The sequence below is a fragment of the Parvimonas micra genome (genome assembly GCF_021300775.1).
GTDB lineage: Bacteria > Bacillota > Clostridia > Tissierellales > Peptoniphilaceae > Parvimonas.
Genome location: NZ_JAJTJP010000001.1, coordinates 1 through 20,102 on the forward strand (window position 1 = coordinate 1; position 20,102 = coordinate 20,102).

Annotated in this window: 22 protein-coding genes and 3 tRNA genes; 23 read left to right on the top strand and 2 right to left on the bottom strand. The window is 26.2% G+C overall.

What is annotated here, in order from left to right:
- Positions 1-8: 8 nt before the first annotated feature.
- The 13 genes from LW893_RS00005 (at position 9) to LW893_RS00065 (ending at position 8,552) form a co-directional block, all read left to right on the top strand.
- Positions 9-97: transfer RNA gene (locus LW893_RS00005), tRNA-Leu, on the top strand.
- 16 nt (positions 98-113) lie between these two features.
- Positions 114-190: transfer RNA gene (locus tag LW893_RS00010), tRNA-Met, on the top strand.
- Positions 191-312: 122 nt separating this feature from the next.
- The gene (locus LW893_RS00015) at positions 313-954 is read left to right on the top strand and encodes an epoxyqueuosine reductase QueH (RefSeq protein WP_233055187.1); all 642 of its coding nucleotides are present in this window, start codon (positions 313-315) and stop codon (positions 952-954) included.
- 14 nt (positions 955-968) lie between these two features.
- A tRNA-Arg gene (locus LW893_RS00020) sits at positions 969-1,043 on the top strand.
- Between the two features lie 59 nt (positions 1,044-1,102).
- Positions 1,103-2,647 (top strand): cardiolipin synthase, encoded by a 1,545-nt coding sequence (gene cls / locus LW893_RS00025; protein WP_233055188.1) that lies wholly within the window; start codon positions 1,103-1,105, stop codon positions 2,645-2,647.
- A gap of 116 nt (positions 2,648-2,763) precedes the next feature.
- Positions 2,764-3,507, top strand: a complete 744-nt coding sequence (gene truA, locus LW893_RS00030) for a tRNA pseudouridine(38-40) synthase TruA (RefSeq protein WP_233055189.1) — start codon at positions 2,764-2,766, stop codon at positions 3,505-3,507.
- Positions 3,494-4,003 carry a nucleoside-triphosphatase gene (locus tag LW893_RS00035; protein WP_233055190.1) on the top strand — a complete coding sequence of 170 codons (510 nt, stop codon included), beginning with the start codon at positions 3,494-3,496 and terminating at the stop codon, positions 4,001-4,003. The genes truA and LW893_RS00035 overlap by 14 nt, the downstream gene beginning before the upstream one ends.
- On the top strand, positions 3,996-4,463 hold the full coding sequence (gene tadA, locus LW893_RS00040) for a tRNA adenosine(34) deaminase TadA (protein WP_233055191.1): 468 nt from the start codon (positions 3,996-3,998) through the stop codon (positions 4,461-4,463). The genes LW893_RS00035 and tadA overlap by 8 nt, the downstream gene beginning before the upstream one ends.
- Positions 4,460-4,870: a hypothetical protein gene (locus LW893_RS00045; RefSeq protein ID WP_233055192.1), complete on the top strand. Its 411-nt coding sequence runs from the start codon at positions 4,460-4,462 to the stop codon at positions 4,868-4,870. The genes tadA and LW893_RS00045 overlap by 4 nt, the downstream gene beginning before the upstream one ends.
- 1 nt (position 4,871) lies before the next feature.
- Positions 4,872-5,600: a DNA/RNA non-specific endonuclease gene (locus LW893_RS00050; RefSeq protein WP_233055193.1), complete on the top strand. Its 729-nt coding sequence runs from the start codon at positions 4,872-4,874 to the stop codon at positions 5,598-5,600.
- A 3-nt stretch (positions 5,601-5,603) separates the two neighbouring features.
- Positions 5,604-6,038, top strand: coding sequence for a DUF5301 domain-containing protein (locus tag LW893_RS00055; protein WP_233055194.1), 435 nt, complete (start codon positions 5,604-5,606; stop codon positions 6,036-6,038).
- Positions 6,039-6,133: 95 nt separating this feature from the next.
- Entirely contained in the window at positions 6,134-6,859 is a 726-nt protein-coding gene (locus LW893_RS00060; RefSeq protein WP_233055195.1) for an ABC transporter ATP-binding protein, read from the top strand.
- Positions 6,852-8,552 (top strand): hypothetical protein, encoded by a 1,701-nt coding sequence (locus LW893_RS00065; RefSeq protein WP_233055196.1) that lies wholly within the window; start codon positions 6,852-6,854, stop codon positions 8,550-8,552. The genes LW893_RS00060 and LW893_RS00065 overlap by 8 nt, the downstream gene beginning before the upstream one ends.
- Before the next feature lie 24 nt (positions 8,553-8,576).
- On the opposite strand, the gene LW893_RS00070 is transcribed toward LW893_RS00065, so the two are convergent.
- Positions 8,577-10,043, bottom strand: coding sequence for a nicotinate phosphoribosyltransferase (locus LW893_RS00070; RefSeq protein ID WP_233055197.1), 1,467 nt, complete (start codon positions 10,041-10,043; stop codon positions 8,577-8,579).
- A 17-nt stretch (positions 10,044-10,060) separates the two neighbouring features.
- Positions 10,061-10,840: a hypothetical protein gene (locus LW893_RS00075; RefSeq protein WP_233055198.1), complete on the bottom strand. Its 780-nt coding sequence runs from the start codon at positions 10,838-10,840 to the stop codon at positions 10,061-10,063.
- 257 nt (positions 10,841-11,097) lie between these two features.
- On the opposite strand from LW893_RS00075, the gene LW893_RS00080 reads away from it, so the two are divergent.
- From LW893_RS00080 to LW893_RS00125, 10 genes are all read left to right on the top strand, one after another.
- Positions 11,098-12,213 (top strand): metal ABC transporter substrate-binding protein, encoded by a 1,116-nt coding sequence (locus LW893_RS00080; RefSeq protein ID WP_233055199.1) that lies wholly within the window; start codon positions 11,098-11,100, stop codon positions 12,211-12,213.
- Complete coding sequence (locus LW893_RS00085; RefSeq protein ID WP_233055200.1) at positions 12,213-12,884, top strand: metal ABC transporter ATP-binding protein; 672 nt, start codon at positions 12,213-12,215, stop codon at positions 12,882-12,884. Before LW893_RS00080 ends, LW893_RS00085 begins: the two co-directional genes overlap by 1 nt.
- Entirely contained in the window at positions 12,877-13,695 is an 819-nt protein-coding gene (locus LW893_RS00090; protein ID WP_233055201.1) for a metal ABC transporter permease, read from the top strand. The genes LW893_RS00085 and LW893_RS00090 overlap by 8 nt, the downstream gene beginning before the upstream one ends.
- Entirely contained in the window at positions 13,688-14,338 is a 651-nt protein-coding gene (locus LW893_RS00095) for a DUF1980 domain-containing protein (RefSeq protein WP_233055202.1), read from the top strand. Before LW893_RS00090 ends, LW893_RS00095 begins: the two co-directional genes overlap by 8 nt.
- Positions 14,339-14,545: 207 nt before the next feature.
- A complete protein-coding gene (locus LW893_RS00100; protein WP_233055203.1) occupies positions 14,546-15,046 on the top strand; it encodes a dihydrofolate reductase in 501 nt (166 codons plus the stop codon).
- Between the two features lie 5 nt (positions 15,047-15,051).
- Positions 15,052-15,834, top strand: a complete 783-nt coding sequence (srtB, locus tag LW893_RS00105; protein WP_233055204.1) for a class B sortase — start codon at positions 15,052-15,054, stop codon at positions 15,832-15,834.
- Positions 15,835-15,948: 114 nt separating this feature from the next.
- Positions 15,949-16,926, top strand: a complete 978-nt coding sequence (locus tag LW893_RS00110) for a glycosyltransferase family 2 protein (protein WP_233055205.1) — start codon at positions 15,949-15,951, stop codon at positions 16,924-16,926.
- Positions 16,926-17,735, top strand: a complete 810-nt coding sequence (locus LW893_RS00115) for a LicD family protein (RefSeq protein ID WP_233055206.1) — start codon at positions 16,926-16,928, stop codon at positions 17,733-17,735. The genes LW893_RS00110 and LW893_RS00115 overlap by 1 nt, the downstream gene beginning before the upstream one ends.
- Before the next feature lie 9 nt (positions 17,736-17,744).
- Positions 17,745-18,557: a LicD family protein gene (locus LW893_RS00120; protein ID WP_233055207.1), complete on the top strand. Its 813-nt coding sequence runs from the start codon at positions 17,745-17,747 to the stop codon at positions 18,555-18,557.
- A 17-nt stretch (positions 18,558-18,574) separates the two neighbouring features.
- On the top strand, positions 18,575-20,089 hold the full coding sequence (locus tag LW893_RS00125; RefSeq protein WP_233055208.1) for an oligosaccharide flippase family protein: 1,515 nt from the start codon (positions 18,575-18,577) through the stop codon (positions 20,087-20,089).
- Positions 20,090-20,102: the final 13 nt, after the last annotated feature.

Consider the following 20,102-nt stretch of genomic DNA (forward strand, 5'->3'; position numbering starts at 1 on the left):
GCCAATGTGCCGGGGTGGCGGAACTGGCAGACGCACAGGACTTAAAATCCTGCGATGTTAACTCATCGTACCGGTTCGATTCCGGTCCTCGGCACCAGTCTTTTTTTTTATATCGCGGGATGGAGCAGTTTGGTAGCTCGTCGGGCTCATAACCCGAAGGTCGTAGGTTCAAATCCTGCTCCCGCAACCATAAGAATAATCGAAAGATTATTCTTTTTTTATTGTATAAATTAGTAAATAACTATATTTATGGAGTTTATAATTTGATTTTAGAGATTATTTATGATAAAATTAAACAGTAAGGAGGCAGATATGAAAGAGAATTATCAGTTATTATTGGACAATATAATAAAAGAAAATGAAAAAAATAATTATGCACCAACTCTTCTACTACATTCTTGTTGTGGACCTTGTAGTAGCTATTGTCTTGAGTATTTGTCAAATTATTTTAGAATTACAATTTTTTACTACAATCCAAATATTTATCCAAAGGAAGAATATTTTTTCAGAGTTGAAGAACAAAGAAAACTAATAGAAAAAATTAACGGAAAGTATCCAATAGATATGGTTGTTGGTAAATATGATGTAGATAGATTTTATAAAACTGTTAAGGGAATGGAAAAGATGAAAGAGGGATCTGTTCGTTGCCATAATTGTTATGAACTCAGACTTAGAGAGGCTGCAATTTTAGCAAAAACAGAAAATTTTGATTATTTCACAACTACTTTAACTATAAGTCCTCATAAAAATTCACAAATTTTAAATGAAATTGGACAAAGAGTTGCTGATGAAGTTGGAGTGAAACATCTTCCATCTGATTTTAAGAAAAAGAATGGATATAAGAGAAGTGTTGAACTTTCATTAATGTTTGGAATGTATAGGCAAGATTATTGTGGTTGTATTTTCTCTAAGATGGAAAGAGAAGAATTTAAAAAGTTAAAAGAAAGCTCATAGCATTCTTTTCTTATGTTCTTGTAGTTAAATGGATATAACAGTCCCCTCCTAAGGGACCGTTGTGGGTTCGATTCCCGCCAGGAACGCCAAAAAAGTACATTTAAGAATGTACTTTTTATTTACAAATTTATTTTACATAGGAGATATAATGAAAAAATTTTTTAATTTTATTTTTAGTAGGATTTTTTTCATATTTTGTATGGTATTACTCCAGCTGGCTTTCTTAGCAGTATTTTTAATGTATTTTAGTAGATATTTTATTTACTTGTACAGTTTGAATTTAATAGTTGGAATGATTTTTACTTTTATTATAGTAAATGATAATATAAATCCTGCTTTTAAAATAACCTGGATATTAATTGTAATTGTAATACCATTTTTAGGTGGATTTATATATTTAACTTTTGGTGAGAAAAGACTTTTGAAATCTATTAAGAAGAGACTTTACGGATTTTCAATTAAGTTTAAAGATTCTATGGATCTTTCAAAAGACTATGACATTGAGAATTTAACTGATTCGGATATGAATGTGTATAGACAAGTAAAATATATAAATTCTGTAGCTGGTAGTCCTATATTTTTTAATACAGATACTAAGTACTATGGTTCTGGTGAAGAAAGTTTTGAAGATTATTTGAATGATTTAAGAACTGCTGAAAAGTTTATTTTTATGGAATATTTTATAATATCAGAAGGTTTTTTCTTAGATTCAATTTTAGAAATTTTTAAAGAAAAAGTTGAAAAAGGTGTAGATGTAAGAATTATTTTAGATGATGTTGGGAGCATTCTAACTCTATCTAATAAAAAAATTGAAGAAATTAGAAGTTTTGGTATAAAAGTTGTAGAATTTAATCCTATAAAAGGAATTATTCTACCAAAACATAATAATAGAACTCATAGAAAAATGACAATAATTGATGGAAGAGTTGGATATACTGGAGGAATTAATATTGCTGATGAGTATATTAATTTAATTGAAAAATATGGTTATTGGAAAGACTCAGTATTAAGAATTGAAGGTCATGCGGTTTGGCAATTTATAAATATGTTTATATCTCTTTGGGATTATTCAACTGGTGAGAATACAGATATTGCAACTTTGTATGATAAGAATAAAAGCGAAGAAACAGCTACTATAAAGAAAGAATTGGGAGTTGTTATTCCATTTACTGAAACCCCTATACAAGAATCTATAGGTGAAAATATGTATATAAATATGATTAGACGTGCTAATAGATATATTTATATTACATCCCCATATTTAATCATAACTTGGGAAATGGAAAAAGCTTTAATAAGTGCTGCAAAATCTGGTGTTGATGTAAGAATCATAACTCCTCATATTCCTGATAAAAAATATGTTCATTTACTTACAAGGTCTTTTTATAAAAATCTTGTTGAAAATGGAGTTAAAATTTATGAATTCGAAAAAGGATTTATTCATGCGAAAAACTGTATTTGTGATGATGAATTTGTAGTAATTGGTAGTATCAATCTTGATTATAGAAGTTTGTATCTTCACTTTGAATGTGCTGTTTGGACTTATGGAGCACCAATAATTACTGATGTAAAAGAAGATTTTGAAAATACATTAAAACAGTCATTAAAGATAACACCTGAGTGGGTTAAATCTAGAAATTTAATAACAAGAATCTTACAATCACTATTGAGGTTATTTGCACCACTTATGTAAATTTAGACTTTTACTTTTTAGTAAAAGTCTTTTTTTATTACAACTAAATAATTGTACTTATCAATAATATTATGATAAAATAATATTCTAGAAGAATATAGTAATGGAGTTGAATTATGAGAAATATAATGCTCACAGTTAGTTATGATGGAAGTTTGTTTTTCGGCTTTCAAAAGCAAGAAGATGTTGTAACTGTTCAAGGAGAGATTGAGAATGCCTTGAAAAAAATAACAGGCGATGATATAAATATTATTTCAGCAGGACGAACTGATAGAGGAGTTCATTCTCTAAGACATATTATTAATTTTTATACTGATAGCAATGTTGGAGTTTTGAATTTTAAAACTGCATTAAATCACTTTTTACCAATTGGAGTAAGAGTACTGGATTCAAAAGAGGTTTCTGAAGAATTTCATTCAAGATTTGATGCAAAGATGAAGACATATAAATATATTTTAAATTTGGATGAAGTTATGGATCCAATATACTATAATTATAAAGCTAATTTTCCATATCCTTTAGATATTGAAAAAATGAAAAGAGCTAAAGAATATTTTATTGGTAAAAAGAGTTTTAAAGCATTTATGGGACCAAGAACTGGTAATACTAATCCTGTTAGGGAGATTAAGTCTTTTGAAATTTATAAAGAAAATAATGATTTAATATTTTTAATTAAAGGACAAAGCTTCATTAGAAATCAAGTTAGAATAATGGTAGGAACTTTGGTTGATATTGGTAGAGGATTGATTAGAGAAGATGAACTTGAAAGAATTTTAGATAGCGAAGATAGGACTAAAGCAGGAGTAACGTTAAGTCCAAATGGTCTATATTTAATGGAGATTTTATATGATGAATTTTAAAGATTTAGATTTTCTTGTCGAAAAATTGAGAGAACTAGATAACGGAAAAAATCACATTTTAATAACAGGAAATATAAAGGTAGGTAAAAGTACTCTTTTAGATGCTTTTATCAAAAAATACTATAAAAATTCGAAAATAGATGGTATTATGACCGAGCTTGTCATCACAGATAAATTTAGAATTGAACTTTTTAGATATGGAACTGATAAGAGATTTATTATTGGAGAAAGAGTAAGTGATATGAAATTTTATGATGATGTTTTCTTAAAAAAAAGTTATGAGTTCATGGAAGATTTCAAAAATAATGATATTTTAGTATTTGATGAAATAGGAAACAAGGAAGGACATTTAATTGATTATTGCAAAAAATTAATTTCTCTTTTTGAAGAGAATAGAATTTTTGCTGTATTAAAAAAAGCAGGTAATCCAATAGTTGATAATTTGGATAAACTTGAAAATTATGTAATTTTTGATTTGGATAAGTTTTATGAATAGAGATGAATATTTTATGGATTTTGCTTTGAAAGAGGCAAAAAAAGCTTATAAAAAAGGGGAAGTTCCTGTAGGTTGTGTTATTGTAAAGAATGATAAGATAATTTCAAGAGGACACAATCAAGTTTTAAGCAAAAAAAGTGGAGTATATCACGCAGAAATTATTGCAATTAATAAAGCGGGAAAAAAACTCGGTGATTTTAGACTTGAAGATACTGAAATTTTTGTAACTCTTGAACCATGCTGTATGTGTGCAGGGGCAATTGTAAACAGTAGGATTAAGAGAGTGGTTATAGGTACAATGGATCCAAAAAGAGGTTTTTGTGGTTCTATAGAAAATGTACTTGATAGACAAGAAATGAATCATAAGTCAATTATAGAAACCAAAGTTTTAGAAAAAGAGTGTTTAGAAATACTGCAAGAATTTTTCAAGATTTTAAGGAGTGAGAAGAAAAATAAATGAAATTAGTAGTTTGTTTAGATAAAAATAACGGAATTAGTTTTTTTGGTAAAAGGCAAAGCCAAGACGAATTACAAAGAAAAAATCTTTTTGAACTAATAGAAGATAAAAAACTTTATGTATCTGAAAACAGCTATGATTTATATAAAGATTATGCATTTAATTTTGAAATAATAAATGAAAATACTGAAATAAATAATGATGCAGTATTTTTATATGAAGGCGATTATTTAGATAAATTTTTACCATATACTGACGAAATAATCTGTTATTTTTGGAATAGAGATTATCCTTTTGATAAAATTTTTGAAGAGCATTTAAAAAATATTTGGAAAGAAAATGAAAAGGTTGAATTTAAAGGAAAAAGTCATGATGAAATTACAAGAATAAGATATGTAAAGGAAGATTGATATGAATTATACTATTAAAATTAATAATAAAAATTTAAAGATAATTCTAACTATACTATTAGCAATTATTACTGTTGTGGCTGGATATCTTTATTATAAAGAGATATCAAATAAGAATAAAACTACAAATAATATAGTTGGACTAGATGTAAATAATTTACCAGAATATTCTGGTAAGCCTTATGTAGTTATAAATAATAATGAACCTAATTTTGACAAAAGTGAGTTAGTACCAAAATCTTTTGAAAAATATGCGGAATTAGATAACTTAAAAAGATGTGGAACTGCTGATTCTATAATTGGTCAAGATATTATGCCAACTTTAAAAAGAGAAAATATTTCTTCAGTAAAGCCGACTGGATGGAAGTCTGTAAAGTATAATGGAATAGAAGGTGGAAATTTATATAATCGTTGCCATCTTATTGGATTTCAACTTGCAGGTGAAAATGCAAATAAAAGAAATTTAATAACTGGAACTAGATATTTGAATACAAAAGGCATGCTACCTTTTGAAAATATGGTTGCTGACTATGTAAAAGAAACAAATAATCATGTTAGATATAGAGTAACCCCAATCTTCGTTGGTAATGAATTAGTTGCTAGAGGTGTTCAGATTGAAGCAATGTCAATTGAAGATAACGGAAAAGCTATTAAGTTTAATGTTTATTGTTTCAATGTCCAACCTAATATAGAAATAAATTACAAAACTGGAGATTCAAGGAGTAAGTAGTATATGAAAAAATTAAAAAAATATTCAATATTTATTTTACTTTTGATAGGATTAACTGCTTGTAGTAAGAAAAAAATTGAATTGCCAAAATCAAAAGATTTAGAAAATATTAAAGTAACCGAAGTATTAAAAGAAAAAAAAGAAGAACGAGATATTGTTAATATAGACAAAGAAGAAGATATAAATAATTTTATAGATTCAGTATCATCTGCAACAAAGACTAAGCAATCATCTATATCAGATGAGCCTACTAATGTAGATAAATATTTTATAATAAGTTTAAATCATAAAGACTCTAAAAATAACAATTCAAAATTTTATATTTATAAATCAAAAAAATATTCAGATGATAAATATGTATATTTGGAACAGCCATATAGAGGAATTTTTAGAATAAAGAAAGATAAATTAAAAGATATTAATTGGTTAAATGATTAAATTTGATTTTTTATTAAATAATATGATAGAATTATAACAGATAGTTTTTATTAAATAATGTAAAAAGTATTGAAATATAGAAGGAGGAAATTTAAATGATTGAGTTTAAAAACGTTACAAAAGTTTATTCTAAAGGTGTTAAAGCTGTTGATAATATTAGCTTTAAAATTGAAGAGGGAGAAATTTTTGGCTTTTTAGGACCTAATGGTGCTGGTAAGAGTACTAGTTTAAAAATGCTAGTTGGTATTTTAGAACAATCTGAAGGAAAAATTACAGTTAATGGAGTTGATACTTTAGAAGATTCTATAAAAGTTAAAGAAATGATAAGCTATGTTCCTGATAATCCAGATATCTATACAAAAATGACAGGCATAAAGTATTTGAATTTCATAGCAGATATTTATGGAATAGATGAAAAAGTAAGAAAAGAAAAAATTGAAGAATACAACAGAAAATTAGAGTTAGGAGATGCAATTTACAGTACAATTGAAAGTTATTCACATGGTATGCGTCAAAAATTAGTTTTGATTGGAGCGTTAATTACTTCTCCTAAGGTATTAATTCTTGATGAACCAATGGTTGGTTTGGATGTTAAAACTTCTTTCAATTTAAAGACAATTTTAAGGGAATTTGCAGATTCGGGAAATACAGTAATCTTTTCAACACATGTAATGGAAGTTGCTGAAAAAATCTGTGATAAATTAGTAATCATTAATAAAGGAAAAATTGCATTTTGTGGAAAATTATCTGAATTAAAAACTAAAGATAATTCAAATGAAGATTTAGAAAAAATATTCTTGGAGTTGACAGAAAATGAATAAATCTAAATTATTAACTTTAATAAAATATTTTGTTTCAATTGATTTTTTTGCAATTTTATCTATAAAACAAAATTTAAAAACAAAAGGCAAAAAAGCTGCAAGTTTTCAAGGAATCGCAGGTATACTAGTATTTCTAGTATTATTTATTTATGGAGCTCCTAAAGTGGGAGAATTTATAGCTAGGAATTTTCAAAGTCCACTTGGAAGAGCTAGTATTACAAGTATATCAGTAGGTGTTTTTATATTTACATTATTTTTATCATTGGCAACAGCATTTGTGTTTATTGAAAAAAATAATGAAACAGAAATATTACTATCATTACCTATTTCAGGTAGTGACATCTTTTTAGCTAGAATATACTCATTAGCAATAACATTTTATGTATCATTTTTTATAATGTTTTCAATAGCTATTGGAGTAACAGGATATACTGTTGGAAAGGGATTAGACTTCTATATTTTTAGTTTCATAGGTTTAATGATTTTAGATTTAGAAACAATTTTAATAACAGGAGTTATAATAATATTTTTTGGTAAACTATTAAAAACAAGTAAATTATTTAATAGATTTTTAAAACTAATCTATGGTATATTTATGGTTGGTCTATTTGTAATCTATATGATATTTACACAAGCTGCATCAAATCCAGCTTTAGGAATAAATATTAGTAAGTTTGTTGTAGATTTTGAAAATAAACTTTCATCAATTTTCTTCTTTGTAATCTGGATAAAGAAAATTATACTTTCAAATGATTTAATAACATCAATTACAAATTTATCAATAGGATTAGCTATTTGTATTGTATTAGCACTATTATTAAAATTCTTAGCTGAAAGAAATTATTTATCTATTTTAAGAAGTGTAAATGTTGTTTCAAAAGAAAGTAAATCAGTTATTGAAAAGAGAAAAAAACAAGGTGTTGCACAATCTAGACAATATAAATGGTTTGTGTTATTTAAAAAGGAGTTAAAAGAAATTATAACTACTCCAACATTTTTTATGCAAATATTTTTAATTGATTTAATGTTAGTGATTTTTGGAGGAGTTGGAATTTATTATGGAATTCAATATAAATCACAATTAGTTTTAGCTATAAATATATTTGTTTCAAATAATACATTAACTAACTTATTAGCCATTTCACTTGCTGCTGGTGCTGTTTTAGGATTGTTCTTTGGACTATCTTCACTTACAACAAGCTCAGTTTCAAGAGAAGGAAAAGCGTTCTGGGTATTAGCATCTGCGCCAATAAGTGTGGATACACATTTAATATCAAGAATATTTGCTTGCCAAGTATTACATTTTGCAACAGCAACTATTGTAATATTACTTTCAATGATTATTTATGTTTTTAATCCTCTTGTTTATGTAGCGATTATTTTAGGAATGATGTTAACTTTCTTTGTAAGTGGTAGTTTAAATATGATTTTAGGATTAGTGAATCCATATTTTGATTGGAAAACACCTAAGGAAGCATTAAATGGTGGTTCAGGTCAAATTAACGTATTTGTTTCAATTTTAATAAATTATGGATTATATGGAATACTGATATTTTTAACTGTAAAAATGGTAAAGATGAACCAAAAATTGATTCCAATAGTTTTAGCTAATTTAGGTTTGATTATACTTACAGGAATAATTTCATATATAATAGATAGAATATTATTTAAGAAACTATTAAAAAGATTATAAAAAAAATAGAGTGAATAAATCACTCTATTTTTTTTTAGATATTTTTACAGTTTCATTTAATAAATTATTTTTTAATTCCCAAAGATTTTTAGAAAGGTCAACTTTGTAAATGTGAGGGTTATCAAATCTTTTAAACTCATCCCAAAGACTTTCAACTTCACTTTTACAATATCCTCTAATTTCTTCTATATCAGGTAATTCATAAACTAATTCTCCAGACTTGAAGATTTGTTTTAACATAGGTCTTAAAATATAGTCTTCATAAGTCGTTGTCTTCCAAGTATAAATAGGGTGGAAGATTGAAATAGGTTTAGTTTCATCAATTTTTTCGTCGAATAATGTAATTAAATCAGCTTCAGCTTTCATTGTTTTTTTATCATATATTCTATATAATTTTTTAACTCCAGGAGTTGTTATTTTATCAACATTTTCTGAAACTTTAATTTTTGGAATTATTTTTCCGTTTTCTTCAACTGCAACTAATTTATAAACACCACCAAAAACTGGATTAGTTTTTGATGTTATAAGTCTTTCTCCAATACCAAATGAATCAATCATTGCACCTTGATGTAATAAATCTCTAATAGTATATTCATCAAGTGAATTTGAAACTACAATTTGGACATCTTCATATCCAGCTTCATCTAGCATAATTCTAGCTTGTTTTGAAAGATATGCTAAATCACCACTATCAAGTCTAATACCTTTTGGTCTAATTCCCATAGGTTTTAAAACTTCATCAAAAGTTTTTATTGCGTTTGGAACACCGGATTGTAAAGTGTTATAAGTATCAACAAGTAAAACACAGTTATTAGGGAATGATTTTGAAAATGCTTTAAATGCATCTAATTCGGTATCAAACATTTGAACCCATGAATGAGCCATTGTTCCAAGCACTGGAATATTAAATAATTTTCCTGTTAGAACATTTGAAGTTCCATCAACACCTGCAATATATGCAGCTTTTGCTCCATATACAGATGCATCAACTCCTTGTGCACGTCTTGCACCAAATTCCATAACTGCTCTGCCTTTAGCAGCTCTTTTAATTCTATTTGATTTTGTAGCTATCAAACTTTCATGATTGATAACTAATAGAGCAATAGTTTCAATTAATTGAGCTTGAACAGAAGTTCCTCTAACTGTCATAATTGGTTCGTAAGGGAAGATAACACTCCCTTCAGGAACAGACCAAATATCACAATCAAATTTAAAATTCTTTAAAAAATCTATAAATTTATCATCAAATGTATTTAATGATTTGAAATATTCTATATCTTCTTCATTGAATTCCATTGATTTAAGAATTTTTACTAAATGCTCTAGTCCAGAAAAAATTGCATAACTTGCACTATCAGGATTATTTCTATAAAAAATATCAAAATATGTAATTTTATTTTCCATATTTTCATTGAAATAACCTTGAGCCATTGTGTATTCGTAAAAATCTGCTAATATTGAAATATTGTATTCCTTAAAATTTCTATTCATAAAATTCCTCCAAAAAATTATATATTTGATATATCTTTTAAATCATGATTATAAAACATAATTCTACCACGTGCTAGTTTTTGCCATTCATTGTCTACAGTTCCATCTTCATTAACAAAAAAGTCAGAATCCATATATCGAATTGCAATAAATCCGGAATTTGATTGGTCAAAACCGTTACCACGAGAAAAATCAATTCCATTTCCAGTGTTTCTAGTAACAATCGCTTCAATTAAAGGCAAAGTAATTTCATTACAAGGAATTCTCATATCAGGAATATTCCAAAAAGTCTTTTTTTCACTTTTATAAATACCAAGATTTGAAATTGTTCCATTAGATACACATTGAACCCTACGAATGTCATTAATATTTATGCTATGCTTTGCACCGGAGATAACTCCATTAGAGAGGCGAATAGCTTTTTCTTTCAAACTACGAGCTAAATCAATGTCTAAAGTGTCAAGATTATTTGGGAAATCTTTTGTAAGTTTATATGCTGCGTGAGCTATAAGTATTGATTTGGTTTCTAAAATATTATGACAACCATTAATTATTGTAGTATCTGATGTAAATTCAACTGGAGTTGATTTATCTTTCTTTTCAAATCTTAAAATATAATTTGAATTAGAGTTACAATAGCTAATAGGTATTATATATGAAATTTCATCGAATGAAATATCAAAATTTTTGTTACTATTTTTTGCATCTTCATAAGATACACCATCTTTTTTTACTATTAAGATACTTCCGTTTTTTCGTGTAAACTTCATATGCTGTTTATCAAATATACTTTTCATAATTTTTCTCCTTATAAAATTTTTACTTTAATAGTTATTATATCACTTTTAATATTTTTTTGCTATTAGCATAAGAAATTATTAAAACTGTAAAATCATCAAGCTTACTATTTATATGCATTATAACAAAAAATATAAATGGAAATAAAAATTATTCTTATTTAGCTAGTTTTTTTTTATTTTTTGTGATACAATATAAAATAATTAGAGAAATTCTAATTTTTAAGGATATAAATTTTTCAAATAGGGGGTAAAATATGAAAAATATTTCAAAAAAAGTCTTTGGTTTAGTTTTAGCAGGAGCGGTATTTTTCACAGGCTGTAGTGCTAAAACTGAAAAAACAGATAAAGTAGAAAATAATAAAAATAAATTAAAAGTTGTTACGACAATTTTTCCAGAATATGATATAACAAGAGCAATTGCAAAAGATAAAATAGACTTAGAATTATTGATTAAACCAGGGGTTGATGTGCACTCTTTTAGTCCTACTCCTCAAGATATAAAAACTGTTGAAAGTTCAAATGTTTTTATTTATGGTGGAACAGACCATGATACATGGGTTGAAACTTTAACAAAAAGTATAGATATGAAAGACAAAAAAGTTGTTAAATTAGTTGACGGAATTGAACAACTTGAGGAAGAAACAGTTGATGGCATGAAACATGAACATGACCATGATCATGACGATAAAGAAGAAAAAGACGACCACGATCACGACCATGATGAAAAAGATGAGAAACATGACCATGATCACGACCATGATAAAAAAGATGAAAAACATGATCATGATCATGATGAAAAAAATGAAAAAGAAGAAAAACATAATCATGACCATGATGACGATGAATTAGATCCTCATTATTGGACTTCACCTAAGAATGCTATAAAAATGGTTAATACTATAACTAATGCATTGGTAGAAAAAGACCCTGAAAATGCAGAATTCTATAAAGAAAATGCTAAAAATTATATAAAACAATTAGAAGAAGTAGATAAAGAACTTCATAATGTAGTTGATAATGCAAAGATAAAAAAAGTAGTAGTTGCTGATAGATTTCCATTTAGATATTTATTCGCAGACTTAGGATTAGAATATCGTGCACTATTTTCTGCGTGCAGTGTTGAATCAACAGCTAGTGCAGGACAAATCAAAAAAATGGTAGATTATGTAAAAACAAATAAAATTCCTGTGGTATATCGTATAGAAATGGGTAAAGGAGAAATGGCGGAAACTGTTGCAAAAGATTCGGGAGCAAAAGTTAAACTTTTACATTCAATTCACACAGTAACAAAGGATGAATTTGATAAGGGTGTAACTTATATAGATCTTATGAAGCAAAATATTGAGGCGCTAAAAGAAGGACTTAATTAATGAAAGACAAAATATTAGTTTGTGAAAATTTAGAAATTTTTTACAAAAATAATAGAATTATTGATAATCTTAGTTTTTCCGTAGATGAGGGAGATTTTTTCCTCATTTTAGGGAAAAACGGTGTTGGAAAGTCAACACTTTTAAAAGGAATTTTGGGTTTAAAAAATATTTCTACGGGAGAAATAAAAAAGAACTTTAAAATTTGTGGATATATGTCTCAAGAGGTTTTATTAAAAAAAGAATTCCCATCAACAATATGGGAATTTGTTTTATCTTCTAGAGCAGTATATTCTAAATTTTTCTATAATTCAAAGGATAGAGAAATTGTTAAGGAAAATTTGAAAAAATTGGACCTTTGGGATATTAAAGACAAGAGTATAAGCTCACTGTCAATTGGACAAAGACAGAGAGTTTTACTTTGTAGATGTCTTTGTGTATCAGATAAAATTATATTTTTAGATGAACCAACAAATTCTTTGGATATTAAAGTTAGAAAAATGTTGTATGAAATTTTAGAAAAATTAAATAGAGAAGGACTTACTATTGTGATGATAAGTCATGATGAAGAGGCTTTTAAATATTCTAATAGAGCTTTAATTTTAGGAAAAGAAAATAAAGTTATTGAGAATGTTTTAGAAAACTTTGAAAAGGGGGAAATAAAATTTGATTAGTTTAATTTCAGAAATGTTAAGTTATCCCTTTATGGTAAAAGCCATCATAGTTGGACTTTTAATTTCAATAAGTTCTGCATTACTTGGAATAACTTTGGTTTTAAAGAGATACTCTATGATTGGAGTAGGACTTTCAAATGTTTCATTTGCAGCACTTTCGATAGCACTTTCTTTTGATATTTCTCCAATGGAATTTACAATGCCAATAGTAATTTTTGCAGGGATTATACTATTAAAATATGGCGAAAAATATAATATAAGTAGTGATACATCTATTGCTATTTTAAGTTGCATTTCCGTTTCAATAGGAGTAACATTTACGGCAGTTACAAAAGGACTAAATGTAGATGTTTGTAATTACTTATTTGGTAGCATATTGATAATGAAAAGAAGTGATATGTATATTAGTTTTGTATTAGGAATAGTTGTATTAATTTCATATATTTTATTGTATAATAAAATATATACTATTACTATTGATGAAGACTTTGCAAAAGCAAGTGGAGTAAATGTAAGCCTTTACAATACTTTAGTTACAATTTTAATATCTGTAACAATAGTTATTGGAATGAAATTTATGGGAAGTATGCTAATTTCTTGCCTAATTATATTTCCAGCTTTGACTTCGATGAGAATTTTTAGAAGTTATAAAGTTGTTGTAATATCCTCAGTGATAGTTTCAGTAACAGCATTATTTATAGGTATAACACTATCATATATCTATTCAACACCAACAGGTGCTAGTGTTGTATTAGTTAATTTAGTATTTTTTATTTTATCTTGTATAGTAAGGAGGTTTATTAGTGAATAAAAAATTATTGAGTTTAATTTTATCTTGTCTATTATTATGTTCTTGTGCGAAAACAGAAAATAATAATTTTGTAAAAAGCAAGGAAAATAAAAATGATTTAAAAACTGCTTTAAAAGAAGATCCTAAAAATGCAGGAACGGACAAAAATCAAAATCCAGATGATTACAAGATAGAAAGACATCAAAATCAAAATGATACAAATAATGAATATAAACAGCCTGAAAAAAAAGAAGAACTAACTAAGAAAGAATTAAATGAAAAAAGAGATTCAGAGTCAAAAGATGGTATAATTAATATCTCTGACGGAATATTTTTGGCTCTTGTAAATGATATATATGTAAATAAAGATGAGTATATCGGAAAAAAGGTTAGAATATCAGGCCAAAATGTTAGATTTGAAGATAAAGATACAGGAGAAGTTATATATGCTATATTAAGAGAAGGACCTGGATGCTGTTATAATGACAGTGTAATAGGTTTTGAATATATAACTGATGGAAAATATCCAGAAAAGGATAAATGGTATGAAATGGTTGGAGAAGTAATAACTGACAATTATAAAAGTGGAAAAGTTGTAAAACTAAAACTTATAGAGATAAAAGAAATAGAAGCAAAAGGAAAGTTAATTCACATACCAAATTAAAAAATTGGAGATTAAAATCTCCAATTTTTTTAAATATATCAAAAATGTGGTATAATTAATATAACTTTATGCCTTGTGATAAAGTTGTATTAATTTCACCATAACAACTATAAAAAGATTATCAAAATGCAGTTATGGTATAATTATTGTAACTTTATGCCTTGTGATAAAAGTACAATAATAATAAAAAATAAAAAGGATAAAAATATGGTTTTAGATAATTTATATTTAATAGTAGCAATTACTGAAAAGAGTAATGCGATTGGTAAAAATAATGATTTGTTGTATTTTCTAAAAGAAGATATGAACTTTTTTAAAGAAAAAACTTGTGGAAATTCTGTTATTTGTGGAAGAAAAACTTTTGATGGTTTTAAAATTAAGCCTCTTCCAAAGAGAAACAATATAGTTTTAACAACAAGTGATTTTTCTTTTGAAGGAGTTAGAGTTTTTAATAACATAGAAGATTTAATTGAGTTTGTAAAAGAAAATCCAGATGAGAAGTTCTTTGTATGTGGTGGAATGAGTATTTACAAACAATTGATAGGTTATTGTTCTAAAATGTATATTACAAAATATGAGGAAAAAGAAATAATAGAAGCTGATAGTCATTTCCCAGAAATTGACGAAAAGTTATGGAAGGTAGCTGAAAAAGTAGAAGGTAAAAATGAAAATCCTAAATTAACTTTCTATACTTATGAAAGGATTTAATATAGATGAAAAAAGAAGATATTGTAGTAAAGAAACGTAAGAAAAAACAAAGTAAAGCAAAAAATTGGTTTTGGAATATACTATTTGTAATATGTTTAGGAGTATTTATATATTCATCTGCCAATATAATTAAAGACTATTATGGTTCATATAAAGCAGGTAAAGATTTAAGCAATCTTAAAGAGTCAGTATTTAATGTGAGTGAAAAGAGTGCTGATGCTAAAAAAGAAGTTAATTTAGAGGAATTAAAAAAATTAAATTCAGATTCAATAGGTTGGTTGGAAGTACCAGGGACTAATATTGACGAGCCAGTAGTTCAGGGAAAAGACAATGATTATTATCTATGGAGAGATTTTAAGAAAAATACTTATCCTGTAACTGGAACATTTTTCCTAGATATGTATAATAAAGCTGATTTTACTGATAGAATTAGTTATATATTTGGACATAATATTTGGGATAAAACAAAATTCTATGACTTAAGAAAATTTGAAGATAAAACATTTCTAGAAAATAATAAGACAGTTTATGTTTATACAGAAAAAGGAAAATTGGAATATGAAATTTTAGGAGTTGACTTAGTTGATCCAGATACTTCACTGTATGAATTAACTTCTAAAAGAAACGAAGATGTTGAAGCAATGAAAAAAGAATTGACAAAACATATTTCAAAATCTGAAGTTGATAAAATTGACAAAAATTCAAAAATTCTAATGCTTGTAACTTGTAAAACACCTGATGACAATACTGCAAGAAGAATTTTATTTGCAAAATTAAAAGAGAAGTAAATTAACATGGAGATTTTACATCTCCATTATTTTTTTGAAAAATTGTAAATATTGTATATTTATAGTATAATTTACATTAACATTGAAATATAATTTTAATATATAAGGAGAGTTATGGACAAGATAAGTATTATAGTGCCCGTATACAATGTAGAAAAGTACGTAAAAAAATGTCTTGAATCTATTTCAAATCAGACATATAAAAATATAGAAATAATTATAGTAAATGACGGAGCTACAGATAGTAGTGAGAGTATATGTAAAGAATTTGTTGAATCAGAAGATAGGGCAAAACTTTATACAAAAGAAAACGGTGGACTTTCAAGTGCAAGAAATCATGGAATTAAATTTGCAACTGGAAAATATGTATTATTCATAGATTCAGATGATTATATTGATGAAGGCATGGTTGAAGAGCTTTATACGAATATAAAAAAAGAAGAAGCAGATGTTTCGGTTTGTGGTGTTATAAATGTTTATTCAGATAGACAAGCTCCACAATGTAGCGAAGAGCTTTATTTTTGCTGTGAAAAAGAAGAATTCTTAAAAGAATATTTTATTGGACAGAAAATTCCAGGAACAATTTGTAATAAGCTTATTTCTTATGAAATTGCAAAGAATATTTCATTTCCAGTTGGGAAGATTTACGAAGATGCATTTTATCATTTTGAACTTATAAAATATGCTAAAAAATATGTAGTTACGACAAAATCATATTATCATTATTTCCATAGAGAAAATAGTATTACAACAAAACCATATACTATTAAGAATATGGATTGTATTGAAATATATTCTAAATTCTATGAATATATAAAAGAAGAGACACCTTCTCTATTAAATTATGCATTTTTTAGAAAATCTTATTCATATTTTGTAGTATTTGATAAGATGTTAATTAGTGAAAATTATAAAAGTATTTCTGAATATGGACAAGTTTTAAGTTTTCTTAAAAGAAATTTTTGGAGAATTTTTAAAAATACAAATTTTAGAAAAGGAAGAAGATTAGCAACATTAGCATTAAAAATAAATGTTAAATTGTATAGATTTTTGCTTATAAAAGATTTGAATAAAAAAGGAGCAAATAAATAATGGAAATAAAATATCTTTCTATGGACGAAATAAAATCTGTAGAATTAGAAATTTTAAAATATGTACACGACTTTTGTGAAAAAAATGATATAAAATATTTTATAAATTATGGTACTTTAATTGGAGCAGTTAGACATAAAGGCTTCATTCCATGGGATGATGATATAGATATTTGTATGTTCAGAAAAGACTATGAAAAATTTATTGAGCTTTTTTCAAAAGATGATGGAAAATATAAGATATTGTCTTTAGAATCAAGCGATAAGTATTATAATAATTTTATAAAAGTTATAGATTCAAAAACAAAAATAGAAGATGAAAGAAATTATAAAACTTATGATTCTGGAATTTTTATAGATATTTTTCCAATGGACTTTTTTGATGATTTAAGTTTAGTTGAAAAAACATATAAATTGGAAAGTTTTAAGCTTTTATCTTTTTCAAAAAAAGAGAATATTCAGTATGGAGACAGCAAACTGAAAGATTTTATAAGATTGTTTTTCTGGGTAATGTTAAAACCTGTATCTCCAAGATTTTTTGCAAAAAAAATAAAAAAAGCTGTTGAAAGTTATTCCAAAGAAAATGGAAAGTATTTAGGACTTGTAGGCTGTTCAAAGTGGAAATATGATGATGTGTTTGACTATAATCCGTTTGAAGAATTAATAGAGCTTGATTTTGAAGATTGCAAATTCTTTGCTCCAAAGAATTACGATGAAATTTTAAGAAAATATTATGGAGATTATATGGAATTTCCACCTGTTGAAAAGAGAGTATATCCTCATGAAATTAAAGCTTATTATGTAGATTAGGAGATTAAGATGAAAGAGAGACTAACAGTTGATGAACTAAAAAAATATGAATTAGATATTTTAAAGTTCATCGACTATGTTTGTAAAAAATATAATATAAAATATTTTGTAAGTTATGGAACATTGCTTGGTGCTGTAAGACATAAAGGCTTTATTCCTTGGGATGATGATATTGATGTTGCAATGTATAGAGAGGATTATGAGAGATTTCAAAAGGCAGTAATTGAAGAAAATAATGACAGATATACAATTTTATCTAAAGACAACAGTGATTGGTATTTTCAAAATTTTCTTGTAGTAATAGATAAGCACACTCTGTTGGAAGATAGTGTAAAGAGAAATAGAAAAGACAGCAATGTTTTTGTTGATGTTTTTCCGGTTGATAGATTTAATGACTTAAATTTTGTGAAAAAAGCGCATTTGATGGTAACTTTGAAACATATTTGCTTCATAAAGAAAAAATATATAATTCATAAAGATAGCAGAATAAAAGATTTTTGCAGAGTTGTCTTTTGGCATTTGTTGGCATTTGTAAATCCAAGATTTTTTACAAAGAAAATTCAAAAACTTGTAGAAAGATATTCTGATGAAAATGGGATTTATGAAGCTGCTGTAGGAGTTGATAAAACTGGAATGAAGGAAGTTTTTGAAACAGGAACTTATGAAGAGTTGATAGAATTACCTTTTGAGGATATGCTGGTACCAGCTCCTAAAAATTATGATAAGATTTTAACTCAATTTTATGGAGATTATATGCAAAAGCCTTCTGATGCAGAAATTGAATATAAATCACATCTATTAGATGCTTATAGAATAAAATAGGGAGAATAATTTTAAATATGGCAAAAAATATAAAAGTAAATGCTTTAGCGAGTATTTTAGTTAGAGTTTTTAATATTCTGTTTCCTCTAATTACAGGGCCATACCTTGCTAGAATTTTAAGCAAGGAAGCTTATGGAGAATTCAACATTGCGAACTCTATATTAAATTTGTTTATTCCATTTGCTGCATTTGGAATTTATAGCTATGGAATTCGTTCGATAAGTAGAGTTAAAAATAATATGAAAGAAATAAGTAAAAATTTTACTGTTCTTTTTTCTATAAATGTTATAAGTTCTTTAGGTATTGGAATTTTGTATATTGGATATATGCTTTTAAATGTAAATTCTAATATGTATATGTTGTATCTTGCACTTAGTATTCAAATTTTTACGCAATTTGTAACTATAGAATGGATGAATGAGGCTTTTGAAAATTACGGTTTTATACTTTTTAAGACATTATTTATCCGTGTACTAATGCTTGTTTCGATTTTTGTATTTGTAAAAAAAGCTGATGATATTGTTAATTATGCTTTTATTTTATCAATTACAAATCTTATAAATTATTTAATAAGTTTTTATTTTATAAAAAGAAAAGTAAATTTTGTAAAAATAGAATTAAAGGACATTCTAATTCATATAAAACCATTATTAGGAATGTTATTATTAGCAAATTCATATATGTTCTATACGGCTTTGGATAGGGCTATGCTTTCATTATTAGATGCTAAAATTTCAGTTTCATATTATACATTTTCATTGTCGATTGCACAGCTTATAACAAGTGTTGTTTATTCAATAATTATGGTAAGTATTCCAAGACTTTCATATTATTATGGAAGTGGAGATGAAAATAATTATAGTGATTTATTAAATCAAGTTGCTAGGACATTTTTATTCCTAGTAATTCCAATGGGAATAGGATTGTGTTGTGTTTCTGATGAAGTAATGTTAATATATGCAGGTGAAAAATATTTAGAAGCTGGTTTTATTTTAAAACTGTTTTCGCTTAGAATAGTTATGTGGGCTTTGGATCAACTTCTTGCAAATCAAGTTTTATTTGTAAGAGGATATGAAAAAAATATAACTGCATTCTATTTTATAGGTGGATTTATGAACTTAATTTTAAATATAGTTTTATTTAAATTGAAAATTATTCAACCTGAATATTATGTATATACTACATTGATTTCAGAATTTGTAGTATTGGTAATTCAAGTTTACTTTATTCTTAAAAAGAAGATTATTCCTATTGATGAAATATTAAAATCATATATGAAATATATACTATGTGCATTACCATTCTTTGGAATAACTTATGGAATAAACCATTTGTTAAAATATTCATTGGTTATAAATTTACAATTATTAATTAGACTATTTGCAATAATTGTATCTTGTGTACTATATTATTTTGTGATTATGTTAATTACAAAAGACAAGATTTTATTTGATACACTTAATGCTATGAAGAGTAAATTAAGATCTATTAAATATAAATTAAAAGCAAAAAAATATAAAGAACAACAATAGCAAACTGTAATAA

Coding starts and splice junctions, on each gene's coding strand:
- LW893_RS00015 (WP_233055187.1), top strand. CDS start 313: ATGAAAGAGAATTATCAGTTATTATTGGACAATATAATAAAAGAAAAT.
- cls (WP_233055188.1), top strand. CDS start 1,103: ATGAAAAAATTTTTTAATTTTATTTTTAGTAGGATTTTTTTCATATTT.
- truA (WP_233055189.1), top strand. CDS start 2,764: ATGAGAAATATAATGCTCACAGTTAGTTATGATGGAAGTTTGTTTTTC.
- LW893_RS00035 (WP_233055190.1), top strand. CDS start 3,494: ATGATGAATTTTAAAGATTTAGATTTTCTTGTCGAAAAATTGAGAGAA.
- tadA (WP_233055191.1), top strand. CDS start 3,996: ATGAATAGAGATGAATATTTTATGGATTTTGCTTTGAAAGAGGCAAAA.
- LW893_RS00045 (WP_233055192.1), top strand. CDS start 4,460: ATGAAATTAGTAGTTTGTTTAGATAAAAATAACGGAATTAGTTTTTTT.
- LW893_RS00050 (WP_233055193.1), top strand. CDS start 4,872: ATGAATTATACTATTAAAATTAATAATAAAAATTTAAAGATAATTCTA.
- LW893_RS00055 (WP_233055194.1), top strand. CDS start 5,604: ATGAAAAAATTAAAAAAATATTCAATATTTATTTTACTTTTGATAGGA.
- LW893_RS00060 (WP_233055195.1), top strand. CDS start 6,134: ATGATTGAGTTTAAAAACGTTACAAAAGTTTATTCTAAAGGTGTTAAA.
- LW893_RS00065 (WP_233055196.1), top strand. CDS start 6,852: ATGAATAAATCTAAATTATTAACTTTAATAAAATATTTTGTTTCAATT.
- LW893_RS00070 (WP_233055197.1), bottom strand. CDS start 10,043: ATGAATAGAAATTTTAAGGAATACAATATTTCAATATTAGCAGATTTT.
- LW893_RS00075 (WP_233055198.1), bottom strand. CDS start 10,840: ATGAAAAGTATATTTGATAAACAGCATATGAAGTTTACACGAAAAAAC.
- LW893_RS00080 (WP_233055199.1), top strand. CDS start 11,098: ATGAAAAATATTTCAAAAAAAGTCTTTGGTTTAGTTTTAGCAGGAGCG.
- LW893_RS00085 (WP_233055200.1), top strand. CDS start 12,213: ATGAAAGACAAAATATTAGTTTGTGAAAATTTAGAAATTTTTTACAAA.
- LW893_RS00100 (WP_233055203.1), top strand. CDS start 14,546: ATGGTTTTAGATAATTTATATTTAATAGTAGCAATTACTGAAAAGAGT.
- srtB (WP_233055204.1), top strand. CDS start 15,052: ATGAAAAAAGAAGATATTGTAGTAAAGAAACGTAAGAAAAAACAAAGT.
- LW893_RS00110 (WP_233055205.1), top strand. CDS start 15,949: ATGGACAAGATAAGTATTATAGTGCCCGTATACAATGTAGAAAAGTAC.
- LW893_RS00115 (WP_233055206.1), top strand. CDS start 16,926: ATGGAAATAAAATATCTTTCTATGGACGAAATAAAATCTGTAGAATTA.
- LW893_RS00120 (WP_233055207.1), top strand. CDS start 17,745: ATGAAAGAGAGACTAACAGTTGATGAACTAAAAAAATATGAATTAGAT.
- LW893_RS00125 (WP_233055208.1), top strand. CDS start 18,575: ATGGCAAAAAATATAAAAGTAAATGCTTTAGCGAGTATTTTAGTTAGA.